At 32.7% G+C, this 13,015-nt stretch carries 10 protein-coding genes; 4 read left to right on the top strand and 6 right to left on the bottom strand.

Annotated features, from left to right (window positions below; translation table 11 throughout):
- Positions 1-58 precede the first annotated feature (58 nt).
- The 3 genes from BOW57_RS10060 to BOW57_RS10050 form a co-directional block, all read right to left on the bottom strand.
- Positions 59-2,161 (bottom strand): cytochrome c biogenesis protein CcdA, encoded by a 2,103-nt coding sequence (locus BOW57_RS10060; protein ID WP_129054011.1) that lies wholly within the window; start codon positions 2,159-2,161, stop codon positions 59-61.
- Complete coding sequence (gene tilS / locus BOW57_RS10055) at positions 2,161-3,471, bottom strand: tRNA lysidine(34) synthetase TilS (protein WP_129054010.1); 1,311 nt, start codon at positions 3,469-3,471, stop codon at positions 2,161-2,163. The genes BOW57_RS10060 and tilS overlap by 1 nt, the downstream gene beginning before the upstream one ends.
- Positions 3,472-3,703: 232 nt before the next feature.
- The gene (locus tag BOW57_RS10050; protein WP_129054009.1) at positions 3,704-4,990 is read right to left on the bottom strand and encodes an anthranilate synthase component I family protein; all 1,287 of its coding nucleotides are present in this window, start codon (positions 4,988-4,990) and stop codon (positions 3,704-3,706) included.
- 265 nt (positions 4,991-5,255) lie between these two features.
- On the opposite strand from BOW57_RS10050, the gene BOW57_RS10045 reads away from it, so the two are divergent.
- The 3 genes from BOW57_RS10045 (at position 5,256) to BOW57_RS10035 (ending at position 7,949) form a co-directional block, all read left to right on the top strand.
- Entirely contained in the window at positions 5,256-6,149 is an 894-nt protein-coding gene (locus tag BOW57_RS10045; protein WP_129054008.1) for a DUF4349 domain-containing protein, read from the top strand.
- Between the two features lie 210 nt (positions 6,150-6,359).
- Positions 6,360-6,734, top strand: a complete 375-nt coding sequence (locus BOW57_RS10040; protein ID WP_089054599.1) for a DoxX family membrane protein — start codon at positions 6,360-6,362, stop codon at positions 6,732-6,734.
- Between the two features lie 561 nt (positions 6,735-7,295).
- Entirely contained in the window at positions 7,296-7,949 is a 654-nt protein-coding gene (locus tag BOW57_RS10035) for a hypothetical protein (protein ID WP_129054007.1), read from the top strand.
- 53 nt (positions 7,950-8,002) lie between these two features.
- On the opposite strand, the gene lpdA is transcribed toward BOW57_RS10035, so the two are convergent.
- On the bottom strand, positions 8,003-9,406 hold the full coding sequence (gene lpdA / locus BOW57_RS10030) for a dihydrolipoyl dehydrogenase (protein ID WP_089054597.1): 1,404 nt from the start codon (positions 9,404-9,406) through the stop codon (positions 8,003-8,005).
- A 385-nt stretch (positions 9,407-9,791) separates the two neighbouring features.
- Positions 9,792-10,250: an Lrp/AsnC family transcriptional regulator gene (locus BOW57_RS10025; protein WP_089054591.1), complete on the bottom strand. Its 459-nt coding sequence runs from the start codon at positions 10,248-10,250 to the stop codon at positions 9,792-9,794.
- Positions 10,251-10,519: 269 nt separating this feature from the next.
- Here BOW57_RS10025 and BOW57_RS10020 point away from each other — a divergent pair, with 269 nt between their 5' ends.
- The gene (locus BOW57_RS10020; protein WP_129054006.1) at positions 10,520-11,722 is read left to right on the top strand and encodes an aminotransferase class I/II-fold pyridoxal phosphate-dependent enzyme; all 1,203 of its coding nucleotides are present in this window, start codon (positions 10,520-10,522) and stop codon (positions 11,720-11,722) included.
- Between the two features lie 168 nt (positions 11,723-11,890).
- Here the strand turns inward: BOW57_RS10020 and BOW57_RS10015 are convergent, their stop codons facing one another.
- Positions 11,891-12,985, bottom strand: a complete 1,095-nt coding sequence (locus tag BOW57_RS10015) for a DUF695 domain-containing protein (RefSeq protein WP_129054005.1) — start codon at positions 12,983-12,985, stop codon at positions 11,891-11,893.
- Positions 12,986-13,015 lie beyond the last annotated feature (30 nt).

Below are 13,015 nucleotides of genomic sequence, written 5' to 3'. Positions count from 1 at the left end.
CCTTATACAATAACTATAGCTTTCAACTTATAGCATTTAAGATATTTCTTTATTAAAACTATTTAAAGTTTGAAATTCCTTCTTTCAGCCAGTGCAAATATTCATCTGCGCTTACATAACTAATTGTTGGTTTAGAAGCATTCAAATTATTTCCTTCTAAATCAGTAATTATATACAAAGGCTGTGTATTCGTTTTATATTTTGAGATCATAAAATCCGTCCATTTATCACCAACTGTAATAATTTTATCACCAGAAGCAGTTACAAATTGTTCCTCCTTTGGCAATTCACGTTTATCATCAACATATAAAGAGATCAAAACAACATCATTTTTTAAAATTGGCAAAATCGTTGGTTCAGACCAAACATTATTCTCCATCTTTCTACAGTTTACGCAAGCATAACCGGTAAAATCTAACATAATTGGTTTGTTAATCGATTTTGCATACGCTAATCCATCTTCATAATCATGAAAAACCATAATTCCGTGCGGGCCTAATTCAGCACCTTCCGGCATTCCTTTTACAGCACCTGTGCTATTATTTCCAGCTGATGAGTTTCCTCCTACACCAAATGGACTTTCACTGTATTGGGGAGGCGGCGGAAATGCACTAATTAATTTTAAAGGTGCTCCCCAAAGTCCTGGAATTAAATATACTGTAAATACAAGCGTAAGCAATCCTAAATACAATCTTCCTACTGAAATATGATGTAACGGACTATCATGCGGTAAAGTAATTTTTCCGAATAAATACAAAGTCAAGGCCGCAAAAATAGCAATCCAAATCGCGATAAAAACTTCTCTTTCTAAAAAGTGTAATTGCAGAACCAAGTCCGCATTTGATAAAAATTTGAATGCCAAAGCCAATTCTAAGAATCCTAAAACAACTTTTACCGTATTTAACCATCCGCCAGATTTTGGCAATGAATTTAACCAACCTGGAAACATTGCAAACAACATAAATGGTAAAGCTAAAGCTGATGAGAAACCTAACATTCCAACGATTGGCGCAATTCCTCCGTTTGAAGCAGCCTCAACTAATAAAGTTCCAACAATTGGCCCCGTACAAGAGAATGATACAATTGCCAAAGCCAAAGCCATGAACAAAATTCCTATTATTCCTCCCCTATCAGCTTGCTGATCCGCTTTGTTTGCCCATGAATTTGGCAGCATAATTTCAAAAGCTCCCAAAAATGATGTAGCAAAAATGATCAGGATTACAAAGAAAATCAAGTTAAACCATACATCTGTTGATAACGCATTTAAAGCATCCGCACCAAATATCTTCGTTACTATTAACCCTAAAATTACATAAATAGCAATAATCGAAAGTCCGTATATTACAGCATTTCTAATTCCTTTTGCTCTACTTTTACTTTGCTTCGTGAAGAAACTTACCGTCATTGGGATCATTGGGAAAACACAAGGTGTTAATAAAGCCGCAAATCCTGAGATAAAAGCAATGAAAAAGATTGACCACAAACTTCTTGCAGGAGCTGGTTTCTGTACTTCATCAGCCGCTTCAGCAGCTGCATTATCAACTTTCGCTGGCTCTACTTTCTCAACTGCTGTTGTTTTACTTACCGTATCAACTGCTATTCCAGTTACTTTCGTTTCATCCATTTTGGATTCTGCAACAGCAGGAACCTCATCCATTTTGAATGTTGAAGGTACTGCAATTGAGAATTTCTTGCTTGAATTGATACAAACCTCTTTACAAACCTGAAAATCAAAATCTACATCAACTGTTTTTAAGTTTGGGTTTATGATTTTTATTTCTTGTTCAATATGTGCTTTTCCTTCAAAAAAAGTTTCATTTACACCAAAAACATCATTAAAAGCCGTTTTGGTTTTACCTTCTTTTGCTTTTCCAACTAATTCGTAATTTCCTTTTTGATTTTTAAACGTAATTTCCAACGCAAGCGGCCCGCCGTCTGGCGTAAACTGCGAATACATATGCCAGTCTTTTTCGATCGTTCCATCAAAAATTAATACTGCATTGTTTCCTGATTTTTTTTCAATTTTTGCGGTCCATTTAACCGGCTCTAAAATTTGAGCATTACTTTTTGTAAAAGCAAAAATGAAAAACAGTAAAAATAAAATCGATTTGCTCCTGAAACTTTGTAGCATTCCTGCTTGATTAGATTGAGTAAAATTCATTATTGTAGTTCTATTTTAAGTATTTTATTTGAGGTATTTTTTATTCTAAAACGTTCATCTTGTCTAATGCCAACCACCCAGACTATTTTATCATCTGAACATAAAATCCATGTTTGTTCCTTTTCAATTAGAGATAACTTTTCATCTTTAAAAAGCTTGCTCACTTTTTTTGATTTTCCGTGCATTCCAAACGGATGAAAAACGTCTCCTTCATTCCATTTACGTAAAACTAACGGGAATTGGATTTTATCGGCGTCCACAAATATAGTTCTATTTGAATCTATTGTTATGTGACCTACGTTACAAAGCTTTAACTTTAAGGGAAAATTAACTTCTTTTTCGTTTTCATTAATTTCAAACTGTTCCTTTTCTGACATTTCAGAAATGGGACTCAAAATCAAAATATCCCTATTTTTCAGCAGTCTAAACTCCGCCGAAAAAACTTGTTTACCCGACTGCCCATTTACCAAGTCATAAATATCATTCCACGCTAAAAAACCAAATTCATGAAGCCACTGGTATAAATAAGATTTATAATTGGGTAATTTTTTAAGTTTTTTTAAATCGAAATGAATATCGTCACCAGCCTCTTTTGCAACCTGTTGATAAATCATAATCGAAGCATCTTCAACCATAACCTGCGATTCCTGCAGATATGACTGTGTTTTCTGAAAAGCATTTAAAAAGTTTGGATTAAGTTCTTTTAAAATCGGAACTAAATCATGACGTATTTTATTTCTCAGGTATTTGTTAGATGCATTACTGCTGTCCTCACGCCATTCAATCTTATTTTCTTCGGCATATTTCAAGATTTCTTCTCTTGAAAAAGGCAAAAGCGGTCGTATTATTTTATCATTTTGCTCTGGAATTCCGCTCAATCCATCCAATCCCGTTCCTCGAGACAAATTGATTATGAATGTTTCCAAATTATCATCAGCATGATGTGCTGTTAGAATATAATCGAAGTTTTTTTCTTCCAAAAGCTCATAAAACCAACTGTAACGAAGTTCACGAGCGGCAACTTGTGTCGATAATTTATAGTCTTTTGCAAAAGCTTCAGTATCAAATTGAGTTGTAAATACGGATATATTGTTTTGATCACAATAATTTTCGACAAAAGTCTGATCTCCAAAACTTTCTAATCCGCGAAGCTGAAAATTACAATGAAGCACAGCAATTTCGTATGGCAACTGTTTTAACAAATGCAACAATACCATACTATCTAAACCGCCGCTCACAGCAAGAAAAAGTTTTTTTTCTGCCAAAAATGGAAATCTTGAAACGATATGATTTTGAAATTTTGAAAACATTTGATAAAAGTAAAAAATTAAATTCGATCTATTTTTAAATGAAATGTTAAGCGTTGTTTTTCGCCGCGAATTACACGAATTTGCACTAATTATTTTTTTTATTTCACCACAAATTAAAAAAGATTTACACAGATTTTTTTAATCATTTTAATCCTTTAATCTGTGGCTATATTTTTTCTAAAATTGAAGAAAAAATAATTAGTGCAAATTCGTGTAATTCGTGGCAATATCTCTATTGTAAAACTTCGTGCATTGCTTTAGCTTTCAGCAAACATTCTTCGTATTCTTTTTCAGGGATTGATTGTGATGTTATAGCGCTTCCAACAGAAAAAGAAACATATTTATTCTCTTGATTATAAAAAATACTTCTAATTACAACGTTGAAATCAAAATCGCCTTCTGGTGTAAAATAACCAACGGCACCGCTGTACAAACCACGTTTGGTTTCTTCTAAATTTTCAATAATTTTCATAACTGAAATCTTTGGCGCTCCCGTCATACTTCCCATTGGAAAAGTCGTTTTTAAAACATCGACTGGTGAATATTGGGCATCTAATTTTGAAGTTATTGTCGAAATCATTTGATGTACCTGCAAAAACGAATATATTTTGCACAACTCCGTCACTTTTACGGAGCCTTTTTGTGCGGTATGTGACAGATCGTTTCGAACCAAATCTGTAATCATAATGTTTTCAGCTCGTTCTTTTGCATCAGATTCCAAATATTCTTTTGATTTTTGATCTACGATTGGATCTGAAAAACGCTTTGAAGTTCCTTTTATCGGCTGAGAAATAATATCCTCTCCAACTTTTTTAAGATATCGTTCTGGTGAAGCCGAAAGTAGATATTGGTTGTGATTTTTAAAGAATACTGAAAATGGCGCCTGCGAAATTTCATTTAGTTTCTGAAATTTGTCTAACGGATTTATAACAGCATTTTCACTATAGAATTCCATACAAAAATTTGCTTCGTACATATCTCCAAGATGAATATGCTGCAGCATTTTATTAACTTTTTCAACATATGAATCTCGGGAAATACGCTGTTCAATTTTTAAAGATGCTGAACTCTCCATTTCTGATTTTCGGCTTTCCACTATCTCGTTAAAATCATCCTCAATTTCATCATCACAAAGGTGTAAATATTGAATTTCGAGCTGATTTTCTTTCAACAAGAATATTTTTTTTGGCTGAAAGAAAAATAAATCCGGAAAGTCTAACCCATCAAAATTATCTGATTTTAAATCTTCAATATCATTTTTCAAATCATAAGAAAGATAACCAAAAAGCCAATCTTTGGTAGTTTGCTGATATTGTTTTAAATCATCAAACGCATTTTGAAAATCAGTTTTTAAAGAAGTAAAGGCATCTACAGCCAAAATAAAATCAAAGCTTGAATATTCCTGCGGATACAAATTGCTGTCTAGAAAAATGATCTCACGAAACTGCTGTGACCAGCTCATCAGCTGTTGTTTAAATTGGGCTGGATTGGAAATATGTTTATGAATTGAAACTCTCAAAGAAGTATGAATTTTAGGTTTCAAAATTACGACAAAAAAAATCCTTCGATATAAAGAATCCTTAAAAAAAAATGGCACACTTTTTAGTATATCGAATTAATGCTAATTATTAAACCTTTTCCTGCTATTTGATTAAAAAATTACTCGCAAAAAAAACTTTAAAAGATTTATACAGATTTCTATAATTCTCTAAATCTTCTAATCTAAAGCTAAAAAAGTCTGAAGCACAGACTCCATATTTTATTAATCAAATTATATAACCTTTATGAAAACAATTGCAAAATTAGGATTGACTTCCTTGATTATTATTACGGTATTATTTTCTTGTAAAAAAGCAGATTATGCTTCTGGTGAATCTGCAGATTTAAAAATGGCAGCAGACAGCACTGCTGTTTCATCATCGGCAGCGATTGAAAAGAAAGACAGCAAACAAAAATTTATCCGAACGGCAGATATTAAATTCAAAGTCAAAAACGTCGTCAAATCTACTTATGCAATTGAAAATGCCACACAAAAATTTGGAGGCTTTGTTACTTATACGAATTTACAAAGTAATATTCACGATCAGATTAAAACCAAAATCAGTCAGGACAGTACGCTTGAAACTACAAAGTACTCAGTAGAAAACAATATTACAATTCGAGTTCCTAATACACAACTGGACACGGTAATTAAGACAATTGCAAAGCAAATCGATTTTTTGGACTTTAGAATAATCAAAGCAGATGATGTTTCATTAAAATTATTAGCCAATAAGCTTTCACAAAAAAGAAGCAGTGTAAGCGAAAAAAGGATAGAAAAAGCTATTGACACTAAGGGTAAAAAGATAAACGATATTATTGATGCCGAAAATACATTGGCCAATCAAAAGGAACAAAATGACAATAGTACAATTGAAAATTTATCGCTTGAAGATCAGGTTAATTTTAGCACAATTACATTACAGTTATACCAAAATGAAACGATAAAACAGGAAATCACTGCAGGCGAAAAAGATCCTTCTGACTATAAACCAAATCTAGGAATTCAGATTATTGATGCCTTAAAAAGCGGTTGGTTAATATTGCAGTCTATTTTAGTTTTCTTTGTCAATTTATGGCCATTTATTCTAATCGGCATAGCAGGATTCTTTATTTACAAAAAATACGGAAAGAAATAAGAAAAGTGTTAATAAAATAGCAATTTCGTAATGAAAAAATCGTTATATTTGATATAGCATTAAATTAATCTCAAAAACAGAATAATACTAATTATTAAATCCTCAATAAAGTCTTATTTTATTACGCATACAACTTTATTTGAGGAATATAGATTTTGCATTTTCAGCACATAAATTATATCATTTTAACCTTTTAAAATCTTAAGTATTATGAAAATTGCTACTATTATTGTCCGCGTTTTAATCGGCCTGTTATTGCTGTTTGCCTCCATTTCATTTTTCTTTAAGCTGGCTCCAGAGCCAGAAACGACTGGCAACTTTAAGGCGTTTAATATGGGGTTAGTTGCTTCAACGTACTTGCTTCCATTGGCTAAAACAGTTGAATTGCTTTGCGGAATTTCGTTTGTAAGCGGCCGCTTTGTAACTTTAGCAAATATTATGATCCTTCCCATTACCATCAACATCTTGTTTATTAATTATTTTTTAACTCCTGAAAGCCTGCCAATAGCTGGATTACTTTTCTTGGGGAATTTATTCTTAATTTACAGATACTGGGATAATTATAAAACTGTTTTTACTCCTTGATTCGTTTTTTATCTAAAAAAATAAACCCGGAAGATTTAAAAACCTTCCGGGTTTATTTTTTCAGCCCGTTTTTCTTCATGTTTCACTCGAAAGAATACTTATATCTTAAACTTTCGCCAGCTGCAAGTGCATCTTTTAATCTAAAAAATTTATCCTTAATAAAAAGGACCAAAATGAGACCCTGAGCATACCAACATCGTCCTTTTTGACAAACTTGGCTTTCCCGATGCTTTATTCCCATTTGTCTTTTTTGACACTATAGTCCTAATTACTGACTTTTATGGTACTTTAATCATTCTTAGTATTTACAGCAGTTTTATACAATTCTCCTTAATACTGCATTTTGCAGGAATAGAGCATAATGCACTTCTTGGCTTTTAGAAAAAAAATCACAACAAACACATTATCAGAATCATACCTCTAATTTACGAAAAATTCCTGACACTTAATATTTTTTCGACCATTAAAAAGCGTCTAAAATAAATTCAAAAAAAGTTTCTTTTATATTATTAGAATATCCTTACTAAAACCTACATTTGGTATACTAACTAACCTATTTAAATGAAAATCTACCTATTTTTTATTCTCTTATTTTACACTTCTATTTCCAAATCTCAATCTATACAATCTGTTGATTCATTAAACATTGAAATATGTAAATCATTGATTCAAAATAAAAACTTGAATAATGAGATTAGGGTCAATACTATAAATAATGCCCACATTACTCCTTACCTATCAAAATTTAAGGACAGCATTATTCAAAAAAAAGTATTTGAGCAAATATTTTTCAGACTGCATAAAAACTGTAACGAATTTGTAGCTCTTTTTCCAAATGAATCAACAAAAAGCAGTTGGTCAATGCAAACTGAGAAACCAATAGAAAACATTTCTAGAGAACAATGCAATAGTTTTGAAAAAGCCGCACAATACTATTATTATGAAAACGACGGCAATAAAGTAGAAGTAACTATAAATGATAATTTATGGATAGAAAAATTCAGCGACGATACTTTTTCAAAACTGCATTTTAAACAAAAAAGCAATTGTGAATTTGAATTAGAGTTTATAGAGAGTAATAATTTATCTCGAAAAAATTTAAGTCTTAAAGGTGACAAATACCTTTACAGAATCTACAATGAAGCTGAAGGCGTTTATAGCGTTTACATGAAAAACAAAGAAACCTATTATACTTTTAAAATAATGAGGCAATAAAAAACCGTCAAAATTATTTTTTTGACGGTTTAAATATATTTATACGTAAAAAATTATACGTGTAAAGCTCTATTATCTGTTGCTGCTAATGCTGCTTCTTTTATTGCCTCAGCAAAAGTTGGGTGTGCATGGCTCATTCTTGAAATATCTTCAGCAGAAGCTTTAAATTCCATTGCAGTAACCGCTTCAGCAATTAAATCAGCTGTACGAGCACCAATCATGTGAACTCCTAATACCTCATCTGTTTTTTCGTCAGCAAGGATTTTTACGAATCCGTCTAAATCAGCACTTGCTCTTGCACGTCCTAACGCTTTAAATGGGAAACTTCCTGATTTATAAGCTACTCCTGCAGCTTTCAATTGCTCTTCAGTTTGTCCAACTGCAGCAACTTCTGGCCAAGTGTAAACTACACCAGGAATTAAGTTATAATCGATATGCGGTTTTTGACCTGCTAATATTTCAGCAACCATTGTTCCTTCTTCCTCTGCTTTGTGTGCCAACATTGCTCCACGAACAACATCTCCAATCGCATAAATATTAGGAACGTTAGTTTGTAAATGATCATTTACTTCAACTTGTCCTCTGTCTGAAATTTTAACTCCAGCTTTGTCAGCGTTTAATCCGTCTGTGTAAGGACGACGACCAACAGAAACTAATGAATAATCTCCCTCAAGAGTGATTGTTTCTCCTTTTGCATTTTCAGCTTGAACTGTAACAGCATCGCCATTTCTTTCTACTGATTTTACTTTGTGAGAAACGTAGAATTTCATTCCTTGTTTTTTCAACACTTTAGTTAATTCTTTTGAAAGCGAACCATCCATTCCAGGAATAATTCTGTCCATGAATTCAACTACAGAAACCTGCGCTCCTAAACGAAGATAAACTTGTCCAAGTTCAATTCCGATAACACCGCCGCCAATAATTACTAAGTGTTTTGGAACTTCTTTTAAAGCCAAAGCTTCAGTAGATGTGATGATTCTTTCTTTATCAATTTTGATGAATGGTAAAGAAGATGGTTTTGATCCTGTAGCAATTACAGTATATTTTGCTTCAATAGTTTCAGATGTTCCGTCTGCTTTTGCAACTGAAATATGTGTTGCATCTACAAAAGAACCTAAACCATTAAAAACAGTAATTTTATTTTTATCCATTAAATAGTTCACACCACCTGAAGTTTGATCTACAACGGCTTGTTTGCGGGCGATCATTTTTTCTAAATTGATCTTTACATCGCCAGAAACTTCAATTCCGTGATCTGCGAAATGTTTAATTTCTGCATAATGGTGAGAAGAAGCTAATAATGCTTTTGAAGGAATACAACCTACGTTAAGGCAAGTTCCGCCTAATGAATTATATTTTTCTACAATTGCAGTTTTGAAACCTAATTGTGCGCAACGAATTGCTGATACATATCCTCCAGGACCTGAACCTATAATGACTACGTCAAATGAACTCATAGTATTTTGTTTTTATTTTAGCGGTTACAAAATTAAGGAATAAAGTTTTGTTTAAAGTTTAAATTTGAATGTTTTTTGTGTGAAATTTTGGGGTTAAGTTTTACCGCCAGTAACGCTAAGAATTACGCAATCCCGATAGCTATCGGGACACAAAGGTTTTTAAAGCAACTATCCAGCACGCCATTTGTCATTTCGACTGAAAAGAGAAGAAACTCTGCAAAGCATATTTCTAAACTTTGTCGATTCACTAGTGCGATTTCTCTTTTCAGTCGAAATGACAAAAACACATTTATATGAGAGAATGGAAAATCAAGAATCCCAAAACCTCAACATCTCACCACCCAAAAAAACCTTTGAACCTTTGCTTCTATGAGCCTTTGTTCCTTTAAAAAGAAATCACCGTCGAATTCTTGACCTCACTAATCATAAAAGTACTCTGCGTACTCCCAATATGTTGCAATGAAGTCAGTTTTGTAACCAAAAATTCTCGGTACGCTTCCATATCTTTTACTAATACCTTCAGGATATAATCATAATCGCCGCTTACGTGATGACATTCGAGAACTTCATTGAGTTTGATAACCTCGCTTTCAAATTTGGTTAGAAATTCTTTTGTATGCTGAATGAGTTTTAAATGACAGAAAACTACAAATCCTTTTTCGATTTTAGATTTATCGACTAGAGCGGCGTAGCTCTTAATTATTCCTTCGCGCTCCAGCTTTTTTATCCTTTCGTATACTGCTGTTACTGAAAGATTAAGTTTCAAGGATAACTCTTTATTGGTTTGCTTGCTGTCAGTTTGTAATAAAACTAAAAGCTTTTTATCTATGGCGTCTAAAGTCATGGTTTCAGTTTAGTGGTTAGTTGTTGAAATGAAAAAAAATCTATTGAATTACTTTTTTCACATCAAATTTAGATTAAAAATCACAATAAATACATTTTTATAGTTTTAAAAACCAAACACAAAGATAAGTATTGATTAATAATCTAAATAGATCTTATTTTGATCAGAATTTCTTTTGAAAACGAGTTTTCCAGTCCTAATCCAAGCGATAGCACTTCGATCAGGAATCAGCTCCTAAACCAATTTAATCAACAACAAACCATTAACTAATGAAAGACTTTAACCCAGCAGATAAAATACAGGATTTACAATACTTTGGTGAATTTGGAGGCGTGAATCCGTCGATTTCTGATTCTTCAACTTATACTTTTCTTTCGGCTAAAACGATGTTTGATACTTTTGAAGGAAACATGGAAGGCTGTTATTTGTATTCTCGTCATTCATCGCCAAGTAATTTGTATTTAGATCAGGCATTGGCAGCAATGGAAGGAACAGAAACTGCAAATGTTTCAGCTTCGGGAATGGGAGCCATTACACCTACTCTTTTGCAGCTTTGCGGTGCGGGTGATCATATTGTTTCAAGCAGAACGATTTATGGCGGAACTTACGCTTTCTTGAAAAACTTTACGCCAAGATTCGGAATTGAAACAAGCTTTGTTGACATTACGAAACTAGATGTTGTAGAGGCTGCAATTACGCCAAAAACGAAAGTTTTATATTGTGAAACAGTTAGTAACCCATTATTAGAAGTTGCTGATATTACAGGTTTGGCTAAGATTGCTAAAAAACATAATCTGAAATTGGTAGTTGATAATACGTTTTCACCATTATCTGTTTCGCCAGCAAAATTAGGGGCTGATATTGTCATTCATAGTTTAACGAAATATATTAACGGAAGCAGTGATACTGTTGGCGGCGTAACTTGCGCATCCAAAGAATTTATTAATGCTTTGAAAAATGTAAATTCTGGAGCAAGTATGCTTTTAGGTCCTACAATGGACAGTTTACGTTCTGCGAGTGTGATGAAAAACCTGCGTACACTTCATATCCGAATTAAACAGCACAGTCATAATGCACATTTTCTAGCCGATCAATTTGAAAAAGACGGTTTAAAAACGGTTTATCCCGGATTAAAAAGTCATCCAAGCCATGAATTATACAAAACAATGATTAACCCAGAATATGGTTTTGGAGGTATGCTGACAATTGATGTTGGTTCTTTGGAGAAAGCCAATGAGTTAATGGAATTAATGCAGGCTCGAAATTTAGGCTATTTGGCGGTAAGTTTAGGCTTTTACAAAACATTGTTTAGTGCGCCTGGAACTTCAACTTCAAGTGAAATTCCGCTGGAAGAACAACAAGAAATGGGATTGACAGATGGTTTAATCCGTTTTTCTATCGGATTAGACAACGACATTGAGCGTACTTACGAAATGATGAAGGCTTGTATGATTGAACTTGGGATTTTATAAATTTGAAACAATTCTTTATAAATAAATTTGCACGATTTTTTTTTTAGTTTGTTTGAATCCGCTGGAGATTTTTCTCTATGCGGATTTTTTTTACTGCTAAAAAACAAGTCCAGCAATCTCTGGTAAAAACAAAAAACCGTCCTGAAATTTTCAGAACGGTTTTCTATTTTAATCTTGTTCAAAATGTTTAAAAGACTGCCAGTATTTGTCTTTATACAGCTCGTAACTTATTTTAAAATCTCCGCTGTATTTTTTTATTAACTCGTCTGCCGTCTTTGAAGGATTTCTAAAATCTTTACACGCAAAAAAGAGTTCTCTTTTATTGTTTGCTGTTTCTCTTCCTATATTTAAATATCCCTCAAAATCTGGTAAATAATTTATTATTTCTTCTTCAATTTCTTCTAATCTATTATTGGTTTTTCCGTCTGGTAATCCTCCATTATCACAGTCCTCAAATTCAAGTGCAAGAATAAAAACCCATGGATGCGACGCTTTTTTATCCCATTTTAAAAGGGTTGTATTTATCAAAGCCAATACGATTCCGCCATCTTTACGTTTTCCTTCAAAATTGGTATAACCATCATTTTCCGTGTTATGTCTGATTCCTTCGTATTTCTCGACAAATTCTTTCTCTCTCCAAATCAAATAACCGCTTAATTTTTCAATAGGAATTAACTCTTCTGAAACTTCGCTGTTTCCTATAACTTTTAAATTATCGATTAGTGTAACTGAATGCATTTCGCCCAAATAGTTGTCTAAAAAAATATGAACGCCGTTGGTCACAGCGGCCTTTTTTTCTTCGCTGTAATCATCATACACAATCGTTAAATCTATTTCATCTGGATAGCTTTTATGTATGTTAGGATAAAATTTCAAATTGTCTTTATTGAATTCAAAATTCTCATACTTAATACCTACATCTTTAATATCACAAGCTGGTTTAAGTGCAGTAAATTTCCAACCGTTGATCTTGGGAGCAGTCTCAACCAACTCTTCAATAACATAGATATTTCTTAATGCTCCGTCAGGTGTTAGAATCAACTCAGCTGTTTGATCATCGCACATTCCTGTCAAAAAATAAATTCCAGAATGAATTTCTTCCAGTTTTGGTGCCAGTTTATCAAAGAAACCTTTATGAATATTTTCTCCGTTTTGAACGATTTTAAAAAACTCTTTTTCCTGTTTTAAAAACCAGTTCCAAAAATCACTAGAGGATTCTATTTTTACTTCTTTTCTACCTAATATATTTTTTAAAAAACTCATTTATAATAAAAACAATTTAAATTTTACAAC

Source organism: Flavobacterium sp. YO64 (assembly GCF_004119505.1).
Lineage (GTDB): Bacteria > Bacteroidota > Bacteroidia > Flavobacteriales > Flavobacteriaceae > Flavobacterium > Flavobacterium oncorhynchi.
Note: the sequence above shows the minus strand (reverse complement) of the source record. Positions and strands in the feature narration are given on the sequence as shown.

Bases quoted from the DNA above. Each gene is read 5' to 3' on its own strand.
- BOW57_RS10060 (WP_129054011.1), bottom strand. From the start codon at position 2,161: ATGAATTTTACTCAATCTAATCAAGCAGGAATGCTACAAAGTTTCAGG.
- tilS (WP_129054010.1), bottom strand. From the start codon at position 3,471: ATGTTTTCAAAATTTCAAAATCATATCGTTTCAAGATTTCCATTTTTG.
- BOW57_RS10045 (WP_129054008.1), top strand. From the start codon at position 5,256: ATGAAAACAATTGCAAAATTAGGATTGACTTCCTTGATTATTATTACG.
- BOW57_RS10040 (WP_089054599.1), top strand. From the start codon at position 6,360: ATGAAAATTGCTACTATTATTGTCCGCGTTTTAATCGGCCTGTTATTG.
- BOW57_RS10035 (WP_129054007.1), top strand. From the start codon at position 7,296: ATGAAAATCTACCTATTTTTTATTCTCTTATTTTACACTTCTATTTCC.
- lpdA (WP_089054597.1), bottom strand. From the start codon at position 9,406: ATGAGTTCATTTGACGTAGTCATTATAGGTTCAGGTCCTGGAGGATAT.
- BOW57_RS10025 (WP_089054591.1), bottom strand. From the start codon at position 10,250: ATGACTTTAGACGCCATAGATAAAAAGCTTTTAGTTTTATTACAAACT.
- BOW57_RS10020 (WP_129054006.1), top strand. From the start codon at position 10,520: ATGAAAGACTTTAACCCAGCAGATAAAATACAGGATTTACAATACTTT.
- BOW57_RS10015 (WP_129054005.1), bottom strand. From the start codon at position 12,985: ATGAGTTTTTTAAAAAATATATTAGGTAGAAAAGAAGTAAAAATAGAA.